Raw genomic sequence first — 26,510 nt, forward strand, 5'->3', positions numbered from 1 at the left:
CATGATGCAAAAAACCTGGCAATTCCTGACGACCCGCAACAGCCTGATCGTGATCGGCTGGGTGGCCTTCGCCGCCTGTTTGCTGATCGCCGCCGCCATCTTCCAATGGCCGGCCAGCGTCGCCTGGACCGTGCTGGCGATTGCGCTGCTGTTCGGCGCCGTCGTGTGGCTATGGCGCCGCCAACGCCGCCAGCGCGCCGCCGCGCAACTGGGCGATATGCTGGAACAGCAGGTCAACAAGTCGTCCGCCAAGCCCGATCCGGCCCAGCGCCAGGAAACGGACGTGATCCGCAAGCGCCTGCTGGACGCCATCTCCACCATCAAGGGCTCGAAGATCGGCCAGTTCTCCGGCAACGCCGCGCTGTACGAACTGCCGTGGTATATGGTGATCGGCAATCCGGCCGCGGGCAAGAGCACGGCCATCGCCAGCTCCGGCCTGCAGTTCCCGTTCGCCGATACCAAGATCGTGCAAGGCGTGGGCGGCACCCGTAACTGCGACTGGTTCTTCACCACCGACGGCATCCTGCTCGACACCGCCGGCCGCTACTCGGTCGTCGACGAAGACCGCGGCGAATGGTTCGGCTTCCTCGACCTGCTGAAAAAATACCGCAAGAAGGCGCCGATCAACGGCGTCATCATCGCCGTCAGCATCGCCGAATTGACGCGCAACCGTCCGGAATTCGCCATCAACCTGGCCAAGAACCTGCGCCAGCGCGTGCAGGAACTGACCGAGCGCCTCGAAGTGTATGCGCCGGTGTATGTGGTCTTCACCAAGGCCGACCTGATCACCGGCTTCAACGAATTCTTCCAGGACGCCGAGCGCGGCGAGCGCGATAAGATCTGGGGCGCCACCCTGCCCTACAGCCAGTCCACCACCAGCGAACAGATACTCGACCAGTTCGACGCCCGCTTCGATGAACTGTACGACGGCCTCAAAGACCTGAGCCAGGCCAATATGGCGCTGCAGTGGCGCGAGCGCATGCCGTCCGGCGTGTTCACCTTCCCGCTGGAATTCAGCTCGATCAAACCGTCGCTGCGCGCCTTCATCGCCACGCTGTTTGAAGAAAATCCATTCCAGTTCAAGCCCGTATTCCGTGGCTTCTACTTCACCAGCGCCTTGCAGGAAGGCGAATCGGTCTCCGCTTCCTCGCACCGCGTGGCGCAGCGCTTCGACCTGAAGCTGCAACCGCAAGAGCATGAAGAAGCCCACCAGCAGCAAGGCTACTTCCTGCTCAACCTGTTCCGCAAAGTGATCTTCGCGGACAAGGACCTGGTCGCGCAATACGCCAGCCCGGCCAAGACGCGCATGCGCTACGCCGCCTTCTTCGCCGCCACCGCCTTCGTCGGCCTGGCGCTGGCCGGCTGGAGCTGGTCCTACATGAACAACCACCAGCTGGTGGCCAACGTCCAGGCGGACCTGGACCAGGCCATCAAGGTGCAGCAAAACCGCATGGACCTGCAGTCGCGCTTCCAGGCGCTGGAGATTCTGCAAGACCGTATCGAACAGCTGGATAGCTACCGTGACCACCGGCCGCTGTCACTAGGCCTGGGCCTGTACCAGGGCGACCTGCTGGACCGCAAACTGCGCGAAGAATACTTCGCCGGCGTGCGTGAAGTGATGCTCAAGCCAGTAGGCCAGTCGCTGGAAGCCTTCCTCGCGGAAGTCAACAGCGGCGCCGCGCAGCTGCAGCCGATGGCCAAGCCGGTAACGGCTGCGGTCACCGCCGCAGCCGGCGGCGTAGCGGCCGACACCAACGCATCCGCCGCCCCGGTCAACAACGGCGCCACTCAGTTCAAGGACGCCTCGCCCGCCAACGCGGAAGACGCCTACAATGCGCTGAAAACCTACCTGATGCTGAGCGATAAGTCGCGCGCCGAAGCCGGCCACCTGAACGACCAGCTAACCCGCTTCTGGCGCGTCTGGCTGGACGGGAACCGTGGCGCCATGCCGCGCGAGCAGATGATACGCAGCGCCGAGCGCATGATCTCCTTCTACCTGGCGCAGATCAACGACACGTCATGGCCGCAGATCGACGGCAAACTGGCGCTGGTCGACCAGACCCGCGACAACCTGCGTCGCGTGGTGCGCGGCATGCCGGCGCGCGAGCGCGTCTACGCCGACGTCAAGGCCCGCGCCGCAACCCGCTTCCCATCGATGACCGTGGCCCGCATCGTCGGCGACCAGGACAAGGAGCTGGTACTGGGCAGCTATGCCATTCCCGGCAGCTTCACGCGCCAGGCGTGGGAAGGCTTCGTGCAGGAAGCCTTCCGCGACGCGGCCAACCGCGAAATGCAAAGCGCCGACTGGGTGCTCAAGACCTCCTCCAAGGACGACCTGACGCTGGAAGGCAGCCCGGAACAAATCCAGAAATCGTTGGTGGAGCTGTACAAGAACGACTACGCCAAGGAATGGGAGAAGTTCATTCAAGGCGTCACCATCCGCGACCTGGAAGGCTTCGACAACGCCGCATCCGCGATGAACCGCCTGGGCGATCCGCAAACCTCGCCGATCAACAAGCTGGTCACCACGGTCTACGAACAAACCTCGTGGGATAACCCTTCGCTGCTGGACGCCGGCCTGCAACGCGCACAACGCGGCGTATCCGGCTGGTTCCGCGAGACCATCCTGCGCCAGAAACCATCGCAGCTCAACATCAACGTCAGCAGCTCCGGCAACGTGCAGAACGCCGCGCTGCCGCTCGGTCCTGTCGGCCGCGAGTTCTCCGGCGTCGCCCGCCTGGTGGTTACCAAGGACAGGGACGCATCGCTGATGCGCGGCTATATGGAGCAGATGTCCAAGCTGCGCACCCGCTTCAACCAGATCAAGAACCAGGGCGATCCAGGCCCTGGCGCCAAGCAGCTGATGCAGCAAACGTTGGACGGCACCGGCTCCGAACTGGCCGACGCGCTCAAATACGTCGACGAACAAATGCTGACCGGGATGACCGATGCGCAGAAACTGGCGATCCGCCCACTGCTCGTGCGTCCGCTGATGCAGACCTTCGCCGTCATCGTCAAGCCGACCGAGACCGAAATCAACAAGGTGTGGGTCGCGCAGGTGCTGCAACCGTTCAGCAAGAACCTGGCATTGAAGTATCCGTTCGCGACCGAATCGCGCGCGGAGGCCACCAACGCCGAAATCGGCGAAATCTTCGGACCGGATGGCGCCATCGCCAAGTTCTTCAACACCACCATCGGACCGTTGGTGGTGCGCCGCGGCGATTCGCTGAGCGCCAAGACCTGGGCCGACATGGGCGTCAACCTGGCGCCGCCAGTGGTGGCGGCCTTCCCGAACTGGATCGCTCCGCTGTCGGCGGCCGGCGTCGCCAACACCGCGGCAGCCAGCGGCGGCGAAGCGCAGACCATGTTCGACTTGCAGGCGCTGAGCGCCGTCGGCGCGACCGAGTTCACCATCGAGATCGACGGCCAGTCGCTGCGCTGGCGTGGCCAGCCGCAACCTTGGGTACACATGGCATGGCCGAATCCGCAGGGCGTGCCCGGTTCGAAGATTACCGCGATCACGCCGGAAGGCCGCAGCGTCAGCCTGTTGAGCGAGCCTGGCCACTTCGGTCTGAAGAAAATGATCGACGCCGCCAAACGCAAGCGCAAGGACAACGGCGTGTTTGAACTGAGCTGGGACAACGCCGGCGTGGTCGTCACCGCCAACCTGAAGATCGTCACCACCACGCAGGCTCCGGCGCCGCAGCCGGTGCAAGCGGCGCAAGGCTTCAAGCGACTGCGCCTGCCGGAGTCGATCATCGCCGCCGGCCAGCTCCCGGCGCCAGCTCCCGCACCAGCGGCACCGGCTGCACCGGTCGCCCCGGCCACACCGGCTGCAACGCCCGCGCCCAAGCCGCCGGCCGCGCCGTCCCGCACAGCAGCCGCCAACTCGGGAGCCGTTCAATGAGCCGCGGCGCCACGCCAATCAGCGTCGGCTACTTCGGCAAGATTCCTAGCCGCGGCGATTTCGTCAAAGGCAGCGACAGCCCGGCACTGATCAAGGTACTGGACGACTGGCTGTCGCAGGCGATGGACCTGATGAGCACCGACGCCCGCTGGAAGCTGAACTACGACGCCGTCGCGCCGCTGCACTTCGCCTTTGTCGGGCCGCGCCGCCGGCACGCCATCGCCGGCCATATCGTCGCCAGCAGCGACCAGTCCAGCCGCCGCTACCCCTTCCTGATGATGGGCGCGATGGAAGTGGCCGAACCAACCGCCTTCGTGGAGAATTCCCCGCTGGTGCTGACGCGCCTGTGGAACCGCCTCGAAACACTGACCAACGGCGTACGGGAAGCCGGCGACCCCACGCTGCCACTGCAAAGCGCCGCCAATCACATGATCGAACTTGATCTGCGTTCGGCCGCCTACGATGCCGCCTTCGAGGACTTCCTTGAACTGCAAACCGTGGGCGCGCTCGACGCCATGCTGGCGCAGACCGGCTTCAAAGGCACGGTGAGGCAGATCCTGCTGGCCCTGGGCATGCTGCTGCAACCAGTGATGGCCAGCAGTTCCAGCCGGCTGGAAAAAAGCCTGCTGCTGCCGCTGCCGACCGATCCGATGTACCGCAACCTGGTCGCCGCCTTCTGGATGCACCTGATCACGCCATTCCTGGCGCGCGCCGATTTCGAACTGGCGCTGTTTGTCACGCGCATCGAGCAGCGGCCATCGCTGGTGCTGGGCTTCAGCGGCGCCTCGGCGCAAACGCTGCGCGCGATCATGGATCCGCAAACGGCGCTGGAGCACCACATCGACTTCGAACAACTGGATTGGGTGGAAGAGCAGATCGACTCCGATTACGGCGTCAAGAAACTGTCCACCTACCTGGCGCAAGCCAACCTGTCACTCAAGTCCGCGCTGGATTCCGTCGGCGCGGCGTTTATCGGAACCTGACCATGCGCTCTAACAAAACCATCGCCAACGCCCTGCTGGCCGCCCTGTGCGCGCTCAGCGCCGCCGGCGCCAGCGCCCAGAATCCAGGCCTGGCGCCTGCCGCGCCTGAGCCGGGCCAGGTGCTGGCCAGCGGCACCGTGCCGGACGAAGGCAGCAAGGCCGCCGTCCTGGCCAAGCTGCGCGAAGTCTACGGCGCCGACAAGGTGGTCGACCAGATCGCCATCGGCCCGGTCGCCATGCCGGCCAACTGGAACGGCTACGTGCAAAAGCTGATCACCCCAGACCTCAAGCAGATCAGCCGCGGCCAGCTGAAAATCGATGGCAGCAACGTCAGCCTGCGCGGCGAAGTGGCCAACGAGTCGGTGCGCCAGCGCATCGCCAGTACGGTCGCCACCAGCCTCAATCCGACCTACACCGTCAACAACGGCCTGCGCGTATCGGCGGCCGACCAGAGCATCCTGGACACCACGCTGGCCAACCGCACCGTCGAATTCGAAAGCGGCAAGGCGACGTTGACGCCCGCCGGTAAAGCAATTCTCGACGAGATGCTGGCGGCGCTGCTCAAGCTCAAAGGACGCAAGGTCGAGATCATCGGCCATACCGACAGCGCCGGCCTGCGCGCCACCAACCTGGGCCTGAGCCAGGCGCGCGCGGAGACCGTCAAGACCTATTTCGCTGGCCACGGCCTGAATGGCGACCTGCTGACCGCCAGCGGCCAGGGTCCCGACCGGCCTATCGCCAGCAACGACAGTGCGGACGGGCGCGCGCGCAACCGTCGCATCGAGTTCCGCATGGCCCAATAATCAATCAGAGGACATCATGTTTTCAGCAGAGCAGTTATTAATTCCCATCAGCGACAGCCACCCGTCTGGCGAGGACCTGTCCTTCTCGTCCGACCTGGACGCCATCGGCCAGGCGCGCAAGTACGACGATCCATCACTGGATCAAGGCGAGTGGGTGACAGAGTTGAAGGAAGCGGATTGGGAATTCGTCGTCAAGCGCTGCTCGGCGCTGTTGACGGAAAAGAGCAAGGACCTGCGCCTGGCTGTATGGCTGACCGAAGCCGCCGCCAAGCAGCATCACCTGCGCGGCCTGGCGGAAGGTTATCGCCTGTTGGCGGGCCTGTGCGAGCAGTATTGGGGCATGGGCTTATTCCCGGAAGCGGACGGCGGCGACAACGACCAGCGCATCGGCAACTTAAGCTGGATACTGGCACGTACCCGATCGCTGATCCGCGAGCTGCCGCTGACGGAAGGCCGCAACACGGCCTACTCCACCATCGACTTCGAATACGCCCGCAAGCGGGCCACTGGCAGCGACGATCAATCCGGCGCGCCGAAGCTGGCCGACATGGAAGCGGCCAAACGCTCCAACTCCGCGCAGTTCTGCGCCAAGTTTGTCGCGGATGCGCAGTACTGCATGGACGCCTTGCTGCAACTGGAGAAAGCGGCTGATGCAAAGCTGGGCCAGGACAGCCCCGGCTTCTCGGCCGCGCGTGACGCCGTGCAATCTATGCTGCACGTGATGCCGGCGGCGGCCAAATCCAATGGCGCCGAAGCGCAAGTTGACGAAGCCGACGAGCAGCCTTCGCATGCCGACAACGGCGCAGCGGCGCCACAACAACGCGAAGGCGCCTCTGGCCCGATCCGCAATCGTACCCACGCGATCGCGCAACTGCGGGCGGTAGCGAAGTTCTTCCGCGATACCGAGCCGCATAGCCCGGTCTCCTACTTCGCCGAAAAAGCAGCCACCGCTGGAGAACAAGACCTGCACACCTGGCTGCGCTCCGTCATCAAGGACGAAGGTTCGCTCTCCCACATCGAAGAGATGTTGGGAGTTCGACCTCCCAACTAAGCCTTATTCGCCAACCAGCTGCACGGCGTCTACCTGCTTGTAGCCGTGTTGGACATTGTTGGCCATGGTGATCTTGACGCCTTTGACTTTATAAGCAGTCTTGTCGAAGGTGCGCACGAACCAGGTGCGGTTGCCGCGCCTGTCCTGCTTTACTTCGCTGATGCCGGACCAGATGGTGTTCCACTTGCCATCCGTGTCCTGCAACTCCACCTTGTTCACCGCCTCCACACCGTCGCCGCCGGGCATGATCACCCGCAGCTCGGTCGCGTTGACCGGCTTGGCGTAGCCCACCTCCAGCCAGTCGAATCCCTTGTCCTGGTTGTTGTTACTCCAGCTGCGGTCATCCGACGGACCGACGGCGTTCCTGGCCAAATTGGACTCCGACGGTTCCCGGCCATTGTCGTCGCCGAAGGTCGAACTGGCCTTCGCGGTCGCTGCCCACTGTCCCTTTGGATCATTCAGGTACTTGTCTTCCATCGTGCCGAAGTCGAGCAAAGCCTGCTTCCTGGCCATCTCTTCCTGCTGCTCGGTTGGTTGCGCGGCTGCCGGCGCCGCCGCGGCTTGAGCAGCTGCCGGCGCTGGCGCAGCGGCGGCAGGCGCCTCTTCCTGCTTGTCCTTCTTGTGGCAAGCGGTCAGGATCAACGTGGACATCAAGATTGCAATTGTGGCTTGGCGTTTCATAGTCATCATTCTCCTCATTTAACGGTGTATTTGAACTGGCCCTGCTTGTTGGCGCTGACCTTGATCTTGCTGATCGCGGCACCTTCGGCCATCTTGGTCAATACGGATTCGGCCACCTCCGGCAGCAGCGTGCCGTTGAGGATATTATCGACATTGCGGGCGCCGGAATCGACTTCCGTGCAACGCGCCAGCACCGCTTCGACCAATGCCTCGTCGTAGCTGAACTCCGCTTTGTGATTGACGCTGATACGCTGCTGGATCTTGCCCAGTTTGAGCTTGATGATCTCCACCAGCACATCGTCGGGAATCGGGTAGTACGGAATTACCTTCAGGCGGCCCAGGAAGGCCGGCTTGAACTGCTTCATCAGGTGCGGACGAATCAGTTCCTCCAGCGCCGCAGGATCGGGCAACTCGTCGCCGGTCTTGTTCAGGCAAGCCTGCATCATCGCGGCGGACGCCACGTTGGACGTCAGGATGATGATGGTGTTCTTGAAGTCGATCTCGCGACCTTCCGCGTCATCCATCACGCCCTTGTCGAACACCTGGAAGAACAGCTCCATCACGTCCGGGTGGGCTTTTTCCACTTCATCCAGCAGCACCACACTGTACGGATTGCGGCGCACGGCCTCGGTCAAGACGCCGCCTTCGCCATAGCCCACATAGCCCGGTGGCGAACCTTTCAGACCGGAGACGCTGTGCGCTTCCTGGTATTCGCTCATGTTGATGGTGATGAGTTTGCGCTCGCCACCGTACAGCACATCGGCCAGCGCCAGCGCGGTTTCGGTCTTGCCGATGCCAGACGGGCCGACGAACAGGAACACGCCCTTAGGCTTGTTCGGATCGTCCAGATTGGCGCGCGACGTGCGCACGCGCTGCGCCACCGCCTCGATAGCGTGCGGCTGTCCCAGCACGCGCTGTTCCAGCATCGGCTTCAGGTTCAACACCGTCTTGATCTCGTCCTTGACCATTTTTCCCAACGGGATGCCGGTCCAGCCGGCGACAATCTCCGCCACCACATGACCATCCACCTGCACCGGCACCATCGGCGTTTCGCCTTGCAGCGACTTCAGCTCCGTTTGCAGCGCCTGCAAATCCTTGCCCTGGCCCGCGCCGCCCTCACCGCCGGCCTCCAGCACCACGCGTCCGGCCTTGATCTGCTCCGTCAGCGCCTTCTCTTTCTCCCAGCGCGCCGACAACTCGGCATGCTGCGCGGCGGCGGCCACGCGGCCCGCTTCCAACTCCGCCAGACGGGCGACATGCGCGCTGCCGCCGGTGTTTTGCTCGCGTTGCAGCGATACCGATTCCGCAGCGATGCGTTCCAGCTTGCGCGCCAGGTTTTCGATCAGCGCAGGCGTGGCGTTCTGGCCCAGCGCTACTTTCGCGCAAGCGGTATCGAGCACGCTGATCGCCTTGTCCGGCAGCTGGCGGCCCATGATGTAGCGATGCGACAGGCGCACCGCCTCGGTGATCGCCTCGTCGTACACGCGCACACCGAAGTGTTTTTCCATCAGCGGCGCCATGCCGCGCAACATGGCGCAAGCCAGTTCCTCGCTCGGCTCCTCGACCTTGACGACCTGGAAGCGGCGCGCCAGTGCGGCGTCCTTCTCAAAATACTTCTTGTATTCGCCCCAGGTGGTGGCGGCGATGGTGCGCAGTTCGCCGCGCGCCAGCGCTGGCTTCAGCAGGTTGGCCGCGTCGTTCTGGCCAGCCTGGCCGCCGGCGCCGATCATCGTATGCGCTTCGTCGATGAACAGGATGATGGCGTGCGGGCTTTTCTTCACTTCGTCGATGACGTTCTTCAAGCGGTTCTCGAACTCGCCCTTGACGCTGGCGCCAGCTTGCAGCAGGCCCATATCCAGCGTGTGGATCTCCACGCCCTTCAGCACGTCCGGCACGTCGTTCAGCGCGATGCGCAGCGCCAGGCCTTCCACCACGGCGGTCTTGCCGACGCCGGCCTCGCCGGTCAGGATCGGGTTGTTCTGGCGGCGGCGCATCAGGATGTCGATGGCCTGGCGGATTTCCATGTCACGGCCAATCACCGGATCGACCTTGCCGTCGCGCGCGCGCTGCGTCAGGTTGGTGGTGAACTGGTCCAGCGCCGGGGTCTTGGTCGCGGCCTTGGCCGACAGATCGCCGACCGGATCGCCATCCAGTTCTTCATGCTCGCCGCCTTGCGTGGCCGCCGCCGCTTCGTCGGAGCCGGCGGTCAGCTTGTCCAGGTTATGCTTGATCTGATCCACTTCAAATTTTGCAAACAGCTTGGAGCCGCGATAGGCCAGCTGCGCCAGCTCCGGCTCCGTCAACAGCGCTTGCAACAAGTGGCCGCTGCGGATCTTGGCCTGCTGGCCCGCTTGCAAGTCCAGTGACGCGATCAGCCATGCATGCTCAAACAGCTTGGGCAAACGCTCCGAGAACACTGGCGTGCGGGAATTGCCTGTCTTCAGGCGCGCGATCTCCGCCTGCAAATCGGCTTCCAACATGCTGACGCTGATACCGCTCTGCCGCGCGATGACGACGAAATCGCTCTTGGGCTGTTCAAGCAGCGCCAGGAACAGGTGTTCGAGGTCGACCTCATACTGGCCCAGCGAGACGCACAGGCTGGCGGCGCGGGTGGCCGCCGTGCGGCTGGTGTCGTTCAGTTTTCCGATCAGTGTTTTCAGATTGATGCTCATGATGGTTCCTTTATTTTTTTATACTGTATGAATCTCATAGCGCACATCGGCGCGGTCTTGGGTCTGGACGTCCGTGACAAGGAAGCTGTCCCACCCCAGTCGTCCGCCGACGCGATCATCTTCCAGCCGCGCACCCTGCACGTCGGCCGCGCGCAGCACCAGCTGCACCTCGTACTCCAGCGAGAGGCCGGTAAACATGGTCAACATGCTTTCCAGCGCCTTCGCCGCTTTACCGCCGGGCAGGAAGGATTCGTAGCCTTCCAGGTCCAGCGGGCCTATCACCAACCGTAATCGCAAATCGCGCTGCCACACGCGCGAGCCGGCCATGGCGCCGGCGCCCAGCATGGCGTTGCCCAGGCCGAGCGCTGTCTGCTGCTCCTGCGGCACGTCGTACCAGCAGCCGATGAACTGCTCGGCCTTGATCTTCTGGTTGAAATACTCCGACAGCACCTTCGCAATCTGCACCGCCGAAGCAGGACGCTGGCGCATGGCGGTGGCGAAGTAGCCTATCGACTCATCGAGCACGCCATTGCCGTCGTCCGACAGGCGCCGGCGCAGCGACTCGTTGCCCATGCCGGCCAGGGACAGCAGCAGCGGCAGGAAGGTGTCCTTGCCGTCGACCTGATACTTCAGCTCCAGCCGGTACTTGCGCCAGGCCTCGTAGAACAGGGCCAGCGCGCGGTTGGAGAAGGTATCCAGGAAAGCGCGGGGGCCATCGTCCTTTTCGTACAGCGCGTGCGCGGCGATACGTTCCGTGTAGTGCGCAGGCAGCGTGCCGCTGCTGCCCAGGAAACCCATGAAGGCTGGCGTGATGCGGATGTACTTCAGCTGCGTCGATTGCAGCGCCTCCGCCAGCGAGCGGGCGTCGGTCGGCACTTCGCGCGGTTCCGGCTGCATCGCTTCCAGCTGGCTGGCCGGGAAGTTGAGCGAGGTCGAATTCTGGAAGCGCAGGTAATTGGCGACCGCGCCCTCGCCCGGCGCGCCATGGCGCTTGAGCCACAGCTCCAGCATGCGCACTGCCTGGAAATACTCGAACCGGTACGGCTGCGCGAACAGCCGCTCGATTACAGCAGGCTCAAATCGCCGCTTCGTGGCGTACATCGCAACAGCTCCTCTCCAGTTTTATTCGATACGATCACCAGTTGGGTGAAGCTGTTGGCGTGCACGTACAGGCCGAGGAAGCGCTCGATGATGTGGGCGAAAGCGTGGATGCCGCTACCGACGAAGGCTTCCTCGTCGATGGTCAGGCGCACCTCGATGCCGCGCACCAGGCAGGCGAACGGATTCCCCGGCAACCAGGTATTGGCCGCCTTGTGCGCCACCGCCAGGATGCCGCCGATCTGGCGCTGCGATGATGGTGAACGCGGCAGGTCGTACAGCGTCAGCATCTCGCGGAAGGCATCCAGGCCGCCGTCGGCCAGCGACAAATGGTTCAGCGACAGGTGTGAAATCAGGCGCCAGTGCGCACCGCGGCCACGTTCGAAGCGGTGCGAGGACGTCGGCTTGCGCAGGAAGCTGATGGCGCGCACGCTGGAACCGCCTTCCAGGAACAAGTCGCCGCCGCGCTGGCCGTAGCTCAGCGAGGCCGGCAAATCGCGGTTGGTGCAGCTCAGCTCCAGGCTCAGAGTGTCGGTTTCCACCTCGGCCGGATCGAAGTCGATATCGACGATGGAGATCTGCGTCTCGTAGCCGGGGCTCTTCTCGGCGATGATGTCATCGCGCCGCATGACCCAGTAGTGGCCATTTTTTTCCGGCGTCTGGCCGTGGCGCAGCGAGTAGAACGGGCGGAACTCCAGCACCGATTCGCCTTGCGGCGTCTGGCGCACCAGCTTCACGGAATCAATGGATTGCACCTCGTACGCGAACGCGCGTCGGGCATCGGCCAGCACTGGATAGCTGGCGGTGGTGTGCGTCAGTCGAATAGGCTCGCCACGCTGGCGGAACAGGTTGACCACCGGCGTGCAACCCAGCAGCACGTTGTTGATGTTCAGCGTGCCGAGCATGCGGGCGGTGTTCGAATCAGTGCGCATGCCGGACAAGGCCAGGTGCAGCGTCACCGATTTACAGCCGGCAGGCAGTACGCCGGCCAGCGCGTGCAGGTCGATGTCGAAGAAGTTGAACTTCTCCGGGAAGCAGAAATACTCGGTCAGCAGGCGGTAGGCGGCGTGCGAACGGGCCGAAAAATCGATCAGCGATTCTTCCTCGTCGAAGCCGGCCGGGGTCACCGGGATCTTATGCAGCGGTATCCAACGGCCATTGCCGTCCGCTTCCGCATAGGCGCATACGCCGCGCATGAACAGCGCATCGCGCAGCGCGGCGCAGAAGGACGGCTCGCCGTCGATGAACACGCGCAGCTTGGACAGCCCGAGCTGCGGCACCGCGACCTGGGCCGAGGTGCTGGAAATGGTCAGGCTGATGCTGGAGGTGGCGTTGGGCGGTGTGCGCGTCGCTTCCGGCGCATCGATGATGGCGGCGAAGGCCGCATGCGTCAGCGCCAGCGGCGCGACCGTCACCGGATACGCGGTGCGGAAGGTGCACACGGCGCCGCGCACCGGGCGCGTGGTCAGCTGGGTGCCGCGCGGGATTTCGCTGGCGGTGGTCAGCTGCGCCGCGGCGCCGCTGAAGTCCATGCGCGCGATCGAGCACGAAGGGAACGGCCGCAGGTAGTGCGGATACAGCACCTCGAACAGTGCTTCGGTAAATTCCGGGTAGTCGTCGTCGAGCCGTTTGGCGATGCGCGAATTGAGCAGCGCGAACGATTCGATCATGCGTTCGATGTGCGGGTCTTCGCACACCTCGCCGCCGATCAGCAGCCGGCCGGCGATTTTTGGGTAGCGTTCGGAGAATTCGCGCGAATAGCGGCGCAGGAATCCCAGCTCCCTTTCGTAATATGGTAATAATTGGTCCAACTCAGGCTCCCGATTGCGCCACGCGGCGCGCCTTGCTTATGGTGTAGTGCAGGCTGGACGGCTGCAACACAGCATCAAAATTGACCGGCTCATGGGCCGAACTCACCACCAGCAACGCCGTGATGGCGAAGTTGAGGCGGTTGATCGAGTCAGCGCGCAGTTCTAGCGAAGCCTGCACATTGCGCAGGCGTGGCTCGTGGCGCGCGATGGCTTTTTCAAGACATCGGCAAATAAAAGCGCGATCATCGGTGCTCGACAGCGACAGGCCGGCAAAGTCGTTCAAGCCGTATGTCACGATCGAGCGTCCGCATTCGGGATACCGCTTCAGCAGCTCTTCCGGGATCACGGTGCGCGTGTTGAGGAGCGCTTCCAGATCGCGCGCGACCGAGTCCTTCAAGTCCTCGATCGACAAGCGCGATACCGTGCCGCTGGAGGCGCCGTTGACTGGCATATCCATCAGCCGGTCAAACAGTCCCGGCGTAAAACCCTTCATCGGTATCCCATCAAACAGTCAGTCGATTACGCGGTCTTGTTAGCCGACAGATCCCAGCCACCCGAGGTGTTACCGCCCGAACCGCCGCCAACTTTCTGTTGGGTGTACTTCCACTTCACTTTCGAATACTTGATCGCCACGTCTTCAGTCAGGATGTTGCCCTGCTTGACGGTTGGTGCAACGCTGCTGATCAGAACATTTTCCAGTTCGATTTCGAAGTACTTGATACGCTCGCCATTGCCGTCGGCGCGCAGGAATTCCAGCTTCGCTTTAGGAATGGTTTTACCCGACGAGCAGGTTTGCAGCAGCAGAGGAGTAGCCAGGTCGGCCAGCTTCGAGACCACGATGTCTTTGTGCTCGGTGCGTTCGGCGGTGTGGCCGCCGCCGGTCGATGCGGTAGCCGACTTAGGCTGCAGCACTTCCCATTGAACGGTCGATACCTCGATCCAGTCCTTGTGGGTAGCATCGGCGGATTCGCCTTTGATACCATCGATTTGCAGATAGACGTCGATTGCCATTGTTATTCCTTTCGGTTGTTAAAGTAAGTACTACGGTTGCTTAGTTCTTGGTCGATGCAGGGAGCTCCGCGACCAAACGGAGTGAAACGGACAGCTCGTCGAGCTGGAAGTGCGGACGCAGGAACGACACGGCGCGGTACACGCCCGGACGGCCTGGCACTTCGGATACTTGTACCGACGCTTCGCGCAGCGGGAACTGGGCTTTCTGTTCCTGGCTGGCGTTATCGTCCAGCAGCACGTACTGGGTCAGCCAGCGGTTCAGGAAGTCTTCCACGTTCGAGGCGGCGGCGAAGCTGCCGATTTTGTCGCGCATCATCGCCTTCATGTAGTGGGCGATGCGCGAGACGGCGAAGATGTATTGCAGCTGCGCCGACAGCACGGCGTTGGCGTTGGCGGCCTCGCTGTTGTATTTGCGGGCTTTCTGCGCCGATTGCGCGCCGAAGAAGGCGGCGTAGTCGGTGTTCTTGCAGTGGACCAGCGAGATGAAACCGAGGTCGCTCAGTTCTTTTTCGCGGCGGTCGGTGATGGCGATTTCGGTCGGGCACTTGAGCGCCACTTCGCCTTCGTCGGTCTTGAAGGTGTGGGTCGGCAGGTCTTCCACCAGGCCGCCGCCTTCCACGCCGCGGATCGCCGCGCACCAGCCGTAGTCCTCAAAGGCCGCGGTCAGCTTGGTGCCGAACGCGTAGGCGGCATTACACCACAGGTATTTCTGGTGATCGGTGCCGTCGACATCTTCGACGAAGTTGAAGCCTTCGGTGGTGGCGCCATCGGCCGGGTTGAACGGCAGGCGGCCCAGGAAGCGCGGCAGCGTCAGGCCGACGTAGCGCGAGTCTTCCGATTCGCGGAACGATTTCCACTTCGCGTATTCGACGGTGTCGAACACCTTGGACAGGTCGCGCGGCTTACCCAGGTCGCTGTAGCTCTCCAGGCCAAACAGTTCCGGCGACGCGGCCGAAATGAACGGCGCGTGCGCGGCGGCGGCCACGTGCGACATCTGCTCGATGAAGTACATGTCTTCCGGCTGGCGGGTGATCTCGTAATCGCCCAGCAGCGCGCCGAAAGGCGCACCGCCGAAGGTGCCGAATTCTTCTTCGTAGACCTTCTTGAACATGGTGCTCTGGTCGAACTCCAGCGCGGACTGGAAGTCCTTGACCAATTCCTTCTTGGTCGCGTTGAGCATCTTGATCTTCAGGTTCTGGCCGGTGGCGGTGTTGCGCACCAGGTAGTTCAAGCCGGTCCAGCTGCTTTCCAGTTTCTGGAATTCCGGCGCGTGCATCACGGCCGACAGCTGCGCCGAAATCATGCGGTCCAGTTCCGCGACGCGGGCGTCGATGGTGGCGGCCAGGTTGTCGGAAACGACCACGGTGCCGTCCATGACCTGGTTCACCAGTTCGGAAATCAAATCCTTGGCGCGCGCGTGTTCGGCGCTGGATTTGGCGACCTTGCTTTGCTCGACGATCTGGTCAAGCAAAGCCATTTCAGTGGTAGCGGCGGGCGCGCCGCCTGGAGTCAGTTGAGCGGACATGATCAGGCTTTCGTGGTTTGCTGGCCCAGTTCGGCCAATTTCTCGGTGCTGTTCAAGACGTCGTTGAGGATGTCTTCCAGCTTGTCGTTACCGGCCAGCTTGTTGCGCAGGTCGGCCAGCTTGGTGCGCGCTTCGAGCAGCTTGCGCAGCGGTTCCACCTGCTGCACCACGGCTTCGGGACGGAAGTCGTCCATCGACTTGAACTTCAGGTCGACCGCGAACTGGCCGGCTTCATCGCTCAACTCATTCGATACGCGATAGGCGGCGCGCGGTTCGACGGCTTTCAGCACCTCGTCGAAGTTATCGCGGTCGATGCCGACAAAGCTGCGGTCCTTCAGGCGCTTTTGCTCGACTTCCGAATTGCCGCCGAAATCACCGACCACGCCCATCACGAAAGGCAGTTCCTTGTTTTCGATGGCGTCGCCGATTTCAACGTCATAGGTCATCTGGACCCGTGGCGGACGAATTTTCTGTAATTTTTTCTGGACGCTGGTATTTTTTGACATGGGAGTCCCCTATCGTTGGGTTAAATGCAGATTTCTTTACAATCGCTTGCTTACTTCAAGGCGTTGAACGGGTTGGCGCTCGAATCCTCATCCGCGGCTTTGGCCTTGCCTTTTTTGCCCTTGGCGGCAGTGCTGCTGTTGTTGCGCGCCGGGTTGGAGGCTTGCGAAGGCTGCGGCGGCACCAGTACCGACTCGCCCAGGCTTTCGCGCAGCAGCTTGGCCAGGTCTTGCGACTCGGTGCGCAGCGATCCGGACAAATTGTTCTGGCGGCTCAGGTCCGACAGCGCGCGCGTCGACAGACGCAGGCCGCTGATGGCGATGATGCTGTTGGCCAGGCGGTCGTTGGGATCGCGCACCAGCACTTCCTGTGCGCTGGTAATGGCTTCGCCGTATTGGCCGGCTTCATAACGGGTCTGCGCGATATTGGTCCACGGCGCCTTGTCGGCCGGGTAGGCGACAGCCGCCTCCTTCCACAAAGTCACGGCTTGCTCTTTCTGCCCCGAACCGCTGGCCTGGCTGGCCTTGGCCAGCATATCTTCCATACTAGGCAGCGCGGGTTTCTGGATAACCGGGGCGGTCATACAAGCGCTGAGCGATGCGGCGCAGACAGCGGCGCCAATGAAACGACCGATGCGGCCGAGGGAAATAACGGTATTCATGCTGTCCTCAAACTAAATATCAAAAAAGAATGCTTAATCACTAATTTCTCCAACAGGCGCCACGTTATCAGAAATTTATTATTGACCGCGTTCAATTGAATTTTTGGTTGTGAAGGGGAACTTTTTAGTTCCACAGGGGTCCGAGTTGCCTATTTTTTAAGCTGCGCACGATAGAAACCAAGCGGGCGCGCCAATTGGACAAGAAATGTTATTGTTCTGCTACTTAACAAATGGCATCAATGCGCCACACTCTCAAGGACGCACGCATGAGCAGCAAAATTCTATGGGGCGAAGGCTTATTCCTGCGCCCGCAGCACTTCCAGCAACAGGACCAGTATCACGAGCAGCGCCTGCACCAAAGCATGCTGGCCTTGCATCCCTACGCCTGGGGCGTGAACCAGCTGCAGATTGACCGTGACGCCTTGGCCAACAACACCTTGCGGGTGCTGGAGCTGGCGCTGCGCTTCCAGGACGGCGAGTTATATAGCGCGCCCGGCGAAGACGAGCTGCCGGATTCCGTGGACCTGAGCCAGATGCTGCAATCGCAGCAGACCGTGACCTTCTACGCCGCCCTGCCCGCGTTCAAGCCGTTCGGCGGCAATTTCGGCGACGGCGCCAATGGCGGCAACGCGGTGCGCTTCCTGCAGTCGAACCGCGAGACGCCGGACCTGTACACGCAGGCCGCATCGGCGCAGCTGAGCTATTTGAAAAAAACCGTGCGCCTGGTGTCGGAGTTCGAACCGCGCGATTCGTACACCCACTTCCCGCTGCTGCGCCTGCGCCGCGCCGCCACCGGCGGTTTTGAACTGGATGCCGCGTTTGTCGCGCCCAGCCTGTCGATCCGCAGCTCACCGCTGCTGTTCCTGCAGCTGCGCCGCCTGATCGACGCGCTGCAGGCGAAGGTCAGCGCGCTGTATGGCCACCACCGCGAGCCGAGCAAACACGTGATCGAATTCCGCTCCGGCGACATGTCGACCTTCTGGCTGCTGCATACGGCCAGTTCGGCGTTTGCCTCGCTGTCGCACTACTTCCATCATCCGACGCTGCATCCGGAGCGGCTGTACGAACAGCTGCTGTCGCTGGCCGGCGCGCTGATGACCTTCTCGAAAAGCTGGACCCTGGCCGACCTGCCGCCCTACCTGCACACCGATCCCGGTCCAGGTTTCGCCCAGCTGCACCAGATCATCCGCGAGCTGCTCGACACGGTGATCTCGTCGAAGTACTTCGCCATCGCGCTCAAGGAAGTCAAGCCGTCGTACCACCACGGCATGCTCGATTCACAGAAGATCGACGACAAGACCACGTTCTACATCGCCGTCTCGGCCGACCTGCCGGCCAGCGAGTTGGTGGACATCGTGCCGCTGCGCTTCAAGATCGGCGCCCCGGACGACGTCGAAAAATTCGTGCTGTCGGCCATGCCGGGTGTGCGGCTCACGCATGCGCCGCAAGTGCCGGCCGCGGTGCCGGTGCGTCCGGACGCCTGCTACTTCGCGCTCGAAGCCAAGGGCCAGATGTACGAGCGCATGATGCAAGCACAATCGATTTCCATTTACGTCCCCGGCGGCATGCACGACCTGAAGCTGGACCTGGTGGCCGTAACTTCCTGAACTGAGGACCAAAAATGAACGCAGTTACCGCACCTTCCCTGATGGGCGCCGGCGCCCCGGCCAGCGCCGCCAGCGCTCCGCAAACCCTGCTCGACCTGATGTACGACGGCTTTTACGCGCTGTTCATGCTCAAGAACGGCAACGGCCCGCAGGACGACGGCGAATTCGCCCGCAAGATGACGGCCTTCCTGGACGACTTCGGCCGCGGCGCGAAGAAGCACAACGCCTCGCCGGACGATATCGACAACGCCAAGTACGCCTTCTGCGCGGCGGTCGACGAGATCATCCTGCGCTCCAGCTTCAGCATCCGCGACGCGTGGGAACGCCGTCCGCTGCAACTGGTGCTGTTCGGCGACCAGCTGGCCGGCGAAAACTTCTACAACCGCCTGGAGAACCTGCGCGCACGCGGCAGCGCGCACATGCAGGCGCTGGAAGTGTTCCATATGTGTTTGCTGCTCGGCTTCCAAGGCAAGTACATCCTCGAAGGTTCGGAAAAACTGAACTACCTGACCTCGCGCCTGGGCGACGAGATCGCCCACATGAAGGGCAAGCGCGGCGGCTTCGCGCCGCACGCCGAGCGTCCGGACCAGATCAAGCACAAGCTGCGCAGCGACCTGCCGGTGTGGGTGCTGTGCTCCGTGTTTGGCTTGATCTGCGTGCTGGGCTACATCGGCCTGCGCACTTCACTGGACCACAATGCCGCGAACCGCATGAACGCGTATAACGACGTGGTCAAAATGGCGCCGCGCGCCGCCAACCTGACGATCACCCTGCCCTGATGGACCTGCTGTCACAAATTCCCTCGGCGCTCGGCCTGTTCGGCACGGGCCTGAGCCAACACGCGCGCCTGCTCACGCTGGCCAGCGCCCAGGATTCGGGACTGCCCGAATCGCTGATGGCCGAACATTTCAGCGGCCGTGAAGGCGTCAACGAACTGTATGCGTTCGAAGTGGACGCGCTGAGCGTATCGACCGACCTGGATCTGACCATCTTCATCGGCGAAGAGCTGACCGTCACGCTATTGCAACCGGACGGAAGCAAGCGCGCATGGCACGGCATCTGCACCGAAGCCGCATGGCTGGGCGCGGACGGCGGCGTGGCGCGCTATCGCCTGCAGCTGGAACCCGCGCTGTCGCTGCTGCGGCTGCGCCGCGACAGCTATATTTTCCAGGACAAGAACGCCCAGGACATCGTCACCGAACTGCTGGCCGACTATCCGCAGCTGCGCTTTGAGTTCGACGTCACGCAAACGCTGGAGCCGCGCGCGATCTGCACGCAGTACCGCGAAAGCGACCTGGAATTCTTCACGCGCCTGCTGGCTTCCGAGGGCCTGAGCTGGCGCTTCGAACACGACCAGGCCGACGACGAGAGCAAGGACGGCCAGGCCAAGCACAAGCTGGTGATCTTCGACAGCAAGGCGCGCGCCCCGGATACGCCGGGCGACGCCGAGATCCGCTTCCACGGCGTACGCGCCACCGACACCGACGACGCCATCGATCACTTCTCGGCGCGGCGCCAGGTGCAGGCCAACGCCATCAGCATCAGCAGCTGGGACCCGGCGCAGTTGCTGGCGCCGTCGGCCGAGCAGGCGTCCAGCCTCGATACGGGCGAACTGCCGATGCTGGCCGTGTACGACGGCAGCGGCGAACGCATCGCCAGCGGCGCCGACAACGGCGTCGCCGCCGATCCGCACAGCCAGTTGATGCTGCAAGCGCTGGAACTGGAGAACAAGGTCTTCGAAGGCAAAGGCGCGGTACGCCGCCTGGCTGCGGGCCACGGCTTCCAGCTGACGCAGCACGAACGCTATGCCGACGGCGACAACCGCTTCATGGTGCTGTGGGTGCGCCACGAGGCGCGCAACAACATCCAGTCGCAGATCAAGACGGCCGCCTCGCTGATCGGCGGCGGCATCGAGAACGGCACCTACCGCAACAGCTTCGGCTGCGTGCGCGACAGCGTGGCCGTGGTGCCGCGCGCCACCGCCGCGCCGCACGCCAGCACCGCGCTGGGTCCGCAGACGGCGGTAGTCGTTGGCCTGGCCAGCGCCGTCGCAACGACGGACCGCGATCACCAGGTCAAGATCCAGTTCAGCTGGCAGCGCGGACAAGGCGCCAACGCCGGCGGCATGGGCCACAACACCGACAGCAAGGGCAACGCGCCCGGCGATGAAAGCTCCGGCACCTGGGTGCGGGTGGCGGAGGCGCTGGCCGGCCCGAACTGGGGTTCGCAATTCACGCCGCGCATCGGCACCGAGGTGCTGGTCGACTTCATCGAAGGCGATATGGACCGGCCGATGGTGGTCGCGCAGCTGTACACCGGTTCCGACCTGCCGCCGTTTTCGGCGGGCGTGGATTCGGGCGCCAATCATGCGGGCACGCTGTCCGGCATCCACAGCCACAACTTCGACGGCGGCGGCTACAACCAATGGCAGCTGGACGACACGCCTGGACAGGTGCGCACGAGGCTTGCGACCAGCAGCGCCGCGACGCAGCTGAACCTGGGCTATCTGATCCAGCAGGATCCCTCCTCCGCCCAGCGCGGCGCCTATCGCGGCAGCGGTTTTGAACTGCGCACCGACGCCTGGGCGACGTTGCGCGGAGCCGATGGCGTGCTGCTGACCACCAGCGCGCGCGCAGCGCAAGGCAGCAGCGTCACGTCGACGCAAATGGATGCGGACGAGGCGCTCGGCGCATTGAAATCATCGAAGGAACTGGCGGATAAACTCAGCGAAGCGGCCACGCAGCAGCAGGCCTTGTCCAGCAAGCCGGCGGCTGAAGCGCACAAGGACCTCATCACGCAGCTCGATCCCAAGGAAAAAGGCAAGCATGCCGGCGCGGTCAACGGCCAGCAGGCAGCCAAGGCCAAAGACGGTGCGCGTGAGCTCGACGCAGCCAAGCCGGTGGAAAAATTCGGCACCCCGCTGGTAGTGATGGACGCTCCGTCCAGCATCAACTGGGCCACGCCGGCATCGACCGTGCTGTTCGCGGGCCAGCAGCTGCATTGGGTATCGCAGGGCGACCTGCATATGACGGCCGGGTACACGGTATCGTCGGTTGCGGCCAATGCGGTGAGCTACTTCTCGCACGCGGGCGGCATCCAGGCCATCGCCGGTAACGGACCGGTATCGCTGCAAGCGCACACCGACCAGCTGGAGATTTTGGCCGACAAGTCGATCACCGTCATCTCGGTCAACGACAGCATCGAGATCAAGGCCAATCAGAAGATCGTATTGCAAGCCGGCCAGTCGTCGATCACACTCGAAGGCGGCGACATCACGTTCGCCTGCCCTGGCAACTTCACCGTCAAGGGAGGGAAGCATGTGTTTGAAGGTGGTTCATCAGGTCACGCCAAATTTAATGGATCTTCGGACAAACTAATCAATCTAGCAGCATTTCCTGCCGCCTACAGCCAGCTAATCAACGTGGGCCATATGATACATAACGACCCCGAATTGATTGGCGCACGCTATGAAATATGGACCAAAGGTAAAAATGGTAAGTTACTGGCGCAAGGAACGATCAACTCGTTCGCAATGTCAGAAAGAGTGTTTACAGACAATCCCGAAGATTTAGAAATTATTGTTGGAGATAATGAATGGGATCAGTTTACTCACACTGTGAGCGATGATCCAGTTGCACATGATGGGGAAGAAACATGACAGGATGGCGCGATTTTTTTGATATCTTTAAAAAAGACGAAACCGTGCCGATTCCCGGCCCGGTGATGATTAATTTTGTTAACCGTTATCTAGATCCATTAAGCGATATTAAGTATAAAATTGAGTTTGAAGGTCAAGAAAAAATAGGCACTACCAGTACCACCAAAAATACTGTTGAGGTACTCCCAAAAACGACATCTCCGATCAAAATTTACGCTTGGTCAAAAAGAGCTTCGGTCTTTAAGCTGATAGATACTTGCATTCCCAAGATAGGGGAACCTCAACTTGTGAATGAGCGTATGAAAACATTCAAGAACGACTCTCGAACACACCCGCATCCAGCTACTCAAGGTATTCCTGCAAAGCCTGCCTTACCACCAGGTCAAGCAGCCCCATTCCCGATTCCAACTCCGGGCCCCAGTCCTATGGATAACCAGGGTGTAGCGCCAACTCAAGCAAACAATCGCAATCGCGAACCCGAACACCAAACAAATCGTCCAGTGCCGGACACTATAACGGTAGAGCAGTTAAAGAAAATATTTCCTGCCGCCAAAGAAGATTATTTATTAAAAATAGCTGCAGATTTAAACAAAGATTTGCCAAAATACAAGCTCGATACAATTTTTCGCCGCGCACATTTCTTTGCGCAAGTACGTCAGGAAGCAGGTTCACTTTTATCTCCAAAACAAGAAAATTTGAACTATTTGCCACATGTTCTGGTTGACAAGTTTAGTTACTACAAAGATCATCCTGAAGAAGCAAAGGCGGATGGTCGTTTGGAGGAAATGAAAGATGTTGAAAAAACCGTAAAGGGCGTCAAGAAAACTGTTAAGGAAAAGAAGATTACAAAAAAAGCGGACCAAGAAAAGATAGCAAACAAAGCTTACGGCGACAGAAATGGCAATGGCTCACCATCCACAGGCGATGGATGGAAATATCGGGGGCGCGGGATATTTCAGCTCACCGGAAAAACGAATTATACGTTGTTTAACAATGAATACAGCAATTATTGGTCCGATACAAATCCCGGCTTCCTTAATAATCCTGATAATCTAGTTGAGTTCCCGTATTTCATTCGTTCTGCTGTTTGGTACTGGGTTAAAAACTCGATCTACACCCTTGCCGACAAAGGAGTGGATGCCCAAATAATTGATAAGGTAACCACCGCCATTAACGGGAAAGCGAAGGATGCCGCTGCAGAACGTCGATCGAACTTCACAAACCTAACATACCCTGCCTTTAAATAATCATGAAAAATCCTTTAAAAATCACTAAGAATATTTTTTTACTTTTTGGTATTTTTTTCATTGCCTCAGCAAATTCTGCGGAAAATAGTCTCTGCACATCAAAAGAAAAAGTCTTCTTTTCTTGCGACTTAGGAAAAAAAATAGTTTCGTTGTGTCTTTCGAATGAAACGGATCCATCGCCTTACTTGGAGTATAGATTTGGAACGCCCAAGAAAATAGAGTTGCGCTACAAAGGTGAAGCTCATCCAAATTTAAGATTTAGCAGAGCAGAGGTCACCTACGCAAGCAATGCGGAAACTATAATTTGGTTCAAAAATCAAGATATAAATTACTTGTTGCATTTCCCTATGCGCGGAGGGCCTCTGTTAGAAGTTATAAAAAAAGGTGACACGATCGCCGAAATGTCATGCAAGCAGGGATGGACTCATACAATAGGCGATCCGCGCGCCCCCTCTAGCTTCATCGAGAAAAAACCAGATGGCAATTATGTCGAAATGCTAAAGAATTGGGAGTAACTATCTCTGGATGGCGCTCACTTTAAGTTGAACATGTTTTTTATCAATCATGGCACATCAATTCTAACTAACGCTGCTGCAGCCGGACGGCGGTAAACGGGCATGGCAGGGCATCTGCACCGAAGCCGCATGGCTGGGTGCGGACGGCGGCTTGGCGCGCTATCACCTGCGCAGGAACCCGCGCTGTCGCTGCTGCGGCTGCGCCGCGACAGCTATATTTTCCGGACAAGAACGCCCAGGACATCGTCACCGAACTGCTTACCGATTCCTCGCACCCGCGCTTCGAATCCAACGTCGCGCAAGCACTGGCCCAACAGATCCAACCATGAAGATCGCCATTCTTTGTATTTCGATGTTCATCGGCGCCGCGTCTCAGATTAGCTATGCACAGGACGTGCGTGATGACATGCTGGTCAATCCGCGCGCGGATAGCGTCAATCCGGAGCTCGTGGCTAAAGAACTCGCTGTCGGTACAGAGCAAGTTCGTTTGAATATCGTCCTTTTTCTGGAAAAACTTGGCATGGAAACGAATACGCCCACGCCGGACAAGTTTCCAATTATCCGCAACCAGGCGATTATTCGAACGCTGGTCGTGGGCGGGTTTGCCAAAGCCGATGCTGCAGCAAGCCGTGCCGCTACCATCTTGTCCGACCGATGCAAACCATCTGATCTGGCAGCGTTTAGTAAGGTCTACGCAGCGTCGCTACAACAGCTGAAAGGTGAATACCTGTATCTCGCAGCCAAAGCAAAAACGCTGGAGGCGCGACCATCCGTTGAGAAGATGGCGTTGCAGCCGAAATGGCACGACGAACCGGAACGGCGCCAAGCGATTCGAATTGCTCAAGCAGCCTTGGGCAACACTCAAGTTGAGCAGGACAGCAGGCGTCTCAGGAATAAAATTTGATATGAAATCCTTATTTACATCGGCCCTGATGATCGGGCTTACGGCTGGCACACTACTTTTGGAAGGCTGCTCAATGGAAGACCATACACCCAGCGTATCAGACAAGCTGTCCGCACTACGTCAAGTGGTCAATGTTCAAATACCGGCGACCTCGGCCCGCTGGGAGATTTTTGGCACGCCGGAATACAAGGGCGGCGTGCCCGGCCCTACCGATTTCACCACCCTGATCGCCGAGTTGCAACCTGCCGACGACGCCTGGTTCGCATCGCAGAAGGAAACCGACGGCACCTCCTTTATCGCTCCGGAAGCCGCGCGCCCGTGGCTGAGTGAGCCGTTTCGCCGCTTGCTGGCGGAGCATAAGAATACGACGGCGGATCTGTCCGCCCTGCGTGACTGCCGCCGCTACGCCACGACATTGAAACAGTCCGGCAGGCCGGTGCAGGGATTCGTTTGTGGCGGAGACCGCCGCTTGCTGCTGTATATCACCTTGTCCTCGCCGCAGTGAAAGGGCGCCGGGGTCAGTTTGAGGTAGCCCTGAGCTAGCCCGGGTTTCATGGACAGTCAAATAGAGGACAATGACCGATTCCTCGCAGCCGCGCTTCAAGTCCAACGTCGCACATGCGCTTGCCCAGCAGATCCAACCATGAAGATCGCCATTCTTTGTCTTTCGATGCTAATCGGCGCCGCGTCTCAGATTAGCTATGCACAGGACGTGCGTGATGACATGCTGGTCAATCCGCGCGCAGATAGCGTCAATCTGGAGCTCTTGGCTAAAGAACTCGCTGTCGGCACAGAACAAGTTCGTTTGAATATTGTCCTTTTGCTGGAAAAACTCGGCATGGAAACGAATACGCCCACGCCGGACAAGTTTCCGATTATCCGCAACCAGGCGATTATTCGAACGCTGGTCATGGGCGGGTTTGCCAAAGCCGATGCTGCAGCAAGCCGTGCCGCTACCATCTTGTCCGACCGATGCAAACCATCTGATCTGGCAGCGTTTAGTAAGGTCTACGCAGCGTCGCTACAACAGCTGAAAGGTGAATACCTGTATCTCGCCGCCAAAGCAAAAACGCTGGAGGCGCGACCATCCGTCGAGAAAATGGCGTTGCAGCCGAAATGGCGCGACGAACCGGAACGACACCGAGCGGTTCAGATTGCTCAAGCAGCCCTCGGTAACACTCAAATTGAAGATGAATTCATCGATGCTGCCATTCAGGCCGAGCAATCCGCACCGCCCGCACCACCTAACCGCTTCTACAACGTAGGCGCGGCAAAGGATGGTACAGAATTAGCAAAGCGGCTGGAACCACTTGGACTGATTGGCACGCGACGCAGTCTTTTGCTCGTATGCGGCTACCTTCGCTCACCGCTGAAAAGCTACGTTCGCGAGGTAAGCGAGAAATCGGTCAGGCACGCCGCGCTGGATGCCCTGCTCTACAATTTCCCTGACGAGCGGGTATTGAATAAACCGAAGGACCTTGCTGGCTGGCGCACTGCCGAACAATTTTGCGTCGATCGCCTCGGTGCGGTTTTCGTTGGCACGACTCCCGACATTCCACCAGATCAAGCTTACCCGACCAGGATACTTCCACGGCCAGCTCGCCCGTAACCAGCAAAATTTATTTTTCTAAAATTGTGCCGCTTACTGGGCGACAGCCTCAGGCATCGCCGACCAATAGTGGTCCAGGATCTGCCACGCGCCGTCCACCTTATAGCAGCCGCTATTGACCGAATGTGTGCAGTTTCGTGACTGCCAAGCAGTAGTTTCGCGCCCGGCGATTCCCTTATGGCAACATTTGTGATCTAATGGTATCTCAATGAAGGCCGATTGCTCACAACGGCTGTAACGTAATGGAAATGCCAAGCAAGACT

21 protein-coding genes are annotated in these 26,510 nt (G+C 60.6%); 12 read left to right on the plus strand and 9 right to left on the minus strand.

The annotated features are described in order from the left end of the window. Positions 1-4: 4 nt before the first annotated feature. Genes tssM through tssA form a run of 4 tightly spaced genes read left to right on the plus strand, consistent with a single transcriptional unit; the run spans position 5 to position 6,744 of the window. Positions 5-3,907 (plus strand): type VI secretion system membrane subunit TssM, encoded by a 3,903-nt coding sequence (tssM, locus tag AC07OK_RS27880; RefSeq protein WP_494693345.1) that lies wholly within the window; start codon positions 5-7, stop codon positions 3,905-3,907. Further along, on the plus strand, positions 3,904-4,890 hold the full coding sequence (tagF, locus tag AC07OK_RS27885) for a type VI secretion system-associated protein TagF (RefSeq protein ID WP_494693322.1): 987 nt from the start codon (positions 3,904-3,906) through the stop codon (positions 4,888-4,890). The genes tssM and tagF overlap by 4 nt, the downstream gene beginning before the upstream one ends. Before the next feature lie 2 nt (positions 4,891-4,892). Further along, entirely contained in the window at positions 4,893-5,693 is an 801-nt protein-coding gene (locus AC07OK_RS27890; protein WP_494693323.1) for an OmpA family protein, read from the plus strand. 16 nt (positions 5,694-5,709) lie between these two features. Beyond that, entirely contained in the window at positions 5,710-6,744 is a 1,035-nt protein-coding gene (gene tssA, locus AC07OK_RS27895; protein ID WP_494693324.1) for a type VI secretion system protein TssA, read from the plus strand. Positions 6,745-6,747: 3 nt separating this feature from the next. Here the strand turns inward: tssA and AC07OK_RS27900 are convergent, their stop codons facing one another. Genes AC07OK_RS27900 through AC07OK_RS27940 form a run of 9 tightly spaced genes read right to left on the minus strand, consistent with a single transcriptional unit; the run spans position 6,748 to position 16,590 of the window. Further along, positions 6,748-7,395 carry a hypothetical protein gene (locus tag AC07OK_RS27900; protein ID WP_494693325.1) on the minus strand — a complete coding sequence of 216 codons (648 nt, stop codon included), beginning with the start codon at positions 7,393-7,395 and terminating at the stop codon, positions 6,748-6,750. Positions 7,396-7,439: 44 nt separating this feature from the next. Further along, the gene (gene tssH, locus AC07OK_RS27905) at positions 7,440-10,097 is read right to left on the minus strand and encodes a type VI secretion system ATPase TssH (RefSeq protein ID WP_494693326.1); all 2,658 of its coding nucleotides are present in this window, start codon (positions 10,095-10,097) and stop codon (positions 7,440-7,442) included. An 18-nt stretch (positions 10,098-10,115) separates the two neighbouring features. After that, entirely contained in the window at positions 10,116-11,198 is a 1,083-nt protein-coding gene (gene tssG / locus AC07OK_RS27910; RefSeq protein WP_494693327.1) for a type VI secretion system baseplate subunit TssG, read from the minus strand. Continuing rightward, on the minus strand, positions 11,162-13,006 hold the full coding sequence (gene tssF, locus AC07OK_RS27915; protein ID WP_494693328.1) for a type VI secretion system baseplate subunit TssF: 1,845 nt from the start codon (positions 13,004-13,006) through the stop codon (positions 11,162-11,164). Before tssF ends, tssG begins: the two co-directional genes overlap by 37 nt. A gap of 1 nt (position 13,007) precedes the next feature. Beyond that, positions 13,008-13,499: a type VI secretion system baseplate subunit TssE gene (gene tssE / locus AC07OK_RS27920; RefSeq protein ID WP_020702961.1), complete on the minus strand. Its 492-nt coding sequence runs from the start codon at positions 13,497-13,499 to the stop codon at positions 13,008-13,010. A 26-nt stretch (positions 13,500-13,525) separates the two neighbouring features. Continuing rightward, positions 13,526-14,017: an Hcp family type VI secretion system effector gene (locus AC07OK_RS27925; protein ID WP_008449053.1), complete on the minus strand. Its 492-nt coding sequence runs from the start codon at positions 14,015-14,017 to the stop codon at positions 13,526-13,528. Between the two features lie 40 nt (positions 14,018-14,057). Then, a complete protein-coding gene (gene tssC / locus AC07OK_RS27930) occupies positions 14,058-15,542 on the minus strand; it encodes a type VI secretion system contractile sheath large subunit (protein ID WP_494693329.1) in 1,485 nt (494 codons plus the stop codon). A gap of 2 nt (positions 15,543-15,544) precedes the next feature. Continuing rightward, positions 15,545-16,048 carry a type VI secretion system contractile sheath small subunit gene (tssB, locus tag AC07OK_RS27935; RefSeq protein ID WP_116989050.1) on the minus strand — a complete coding sequence of 168 codons (504 nt, stop codon included), beginning with the start codon at positions 16,046-16,048 and terminating at the stop codon, positions 15,545-15,547. A 50-nt stretch (positions 16,049-16,098) separates the two neighbouring features. Further along, positions 16,099-16,590, minus strand: coding sequence for a tetratricopeptide repeat protein (locus tag AC07OK_RS27940; protein ID WP_494693330.1), 492 nt, complete (start codon positions 16,588-16,590; stop codon positions 16,099-16,101). Between the two features lie 383 nt (positions 16,591-16,973). Between AC07OK_RS27940 and tssK the strand changes: the two genes are divergently transcribed. The 8 genes from tssK to AC07OK_RS27980 all read left to right on the plus strand — a co-directional run bounded on the left by tssK (position 16,974) and on the right by AC07OK_RS27980 (position 26,247). Next, the gene (gene tssK, locus AC07OK_RS27945; protein ID WP_494693331.1) at positions 16,974-18,314 is read left to right on the plus strand and encodes a type VI secretion system baseplate subunit TssK; all 1,341 of its coding nucleotides are present in this window, start codon (positions 16,974-16,976) and stop codon (positions 18,312-18,314) included. Positions 18,315-18,328: 14 nt separating this feature from the next. Then, positions 18,329-19,093 carry a type IVB secretion system protein IcmH/DotU gene (gene icmH, locus AC07OK_RS27950; protein ID WP_494693332.1) on the plus strand — a complete coding sequence of 255 codons (765 nt, stop codon included), beginning with the start codon at positions 18,329-18,331 and terminating at the stop codon, positions 19,091-19,093. After that, entirely contained in the window at positions 19,093-21,972 is a 2,880-nt protein-coding gene (locus AC07OK_RS27955; RefSeq protein WP_494693333.1) for a type VI secretion system Vgr family protein, read from the plus strand. Before icmH ends, AC07OK_RS27955 begins: the two co-directional genes overlap by 1 nt. Then, positions 21,969-23,219 carry a glycoside hydrolase family 19 protein gene (locus tag AC07OK_RS27960; RefSeq protein WP_494693334.1) on the plus strand — a complete coding sequence of 417 codons (1,251 nt, stop codon included), beginning with the start codon at positions 21,969-21,971 and terminating at the stop codon, positions 23,217-23,219. The genes AC07OK_RS27955 and AC07OK_RS27960 overlap by 4 nt, the downstream gene beginning before the upstream one ends. Positions 23,220-23,221: 2 nt before the next feature. After that, positions 23,222-23,734, plus strand: coding sequence for a hypothetical protein (locus AC07OK_RS27965; RefSeq protein WP_494693335.1), 513 nt, complete (start codon positions 23,222-23,224; stop codon positions 23,732-23,734). 325 nt (positions 23,735-24,059) lie between these two features. Next, positions 24,060-24,638 carry a hypothetical protein gene (locus AC07OK_RS27970; protein ID WP_494693336.1) on the plus strand — a complete coding sequence of 193 codons (579 nt, stop codon included), beginning with the start codon at positions 24,060-24,062 and terminating at the stop codon, positions 24,636-24,638. A gap of 1 nt (position 24,639) precedes the next feature. After that, complete coding sequence (locus AC07OK_RS27975) at positions 24,640-25,143, plus strand: hypothetical protein (protein WP_494693337.1); 504 nt, start codon at positions 24,640-24,642, stop codon at positions 25,141-25,143. A 138-nt stretch (positions 25,144-25,281) separates the two neighbouring features. After that, entirely contained in the window at positions 25,282-26,247 is a 966-nt protein-coding gene (locus tag AC07OK_RS27980; RefSeq protein WP_494693338.1) for a hypothetical protein, read from the plus strand. The last annotated feature ends 263 nt before the right edge of the window (positions 26,248-26,510 follow it).

The sequence above is a fragment of the Duganella sp. GW821-FHT07G03 genome (genome assembly GCF_059418605.1).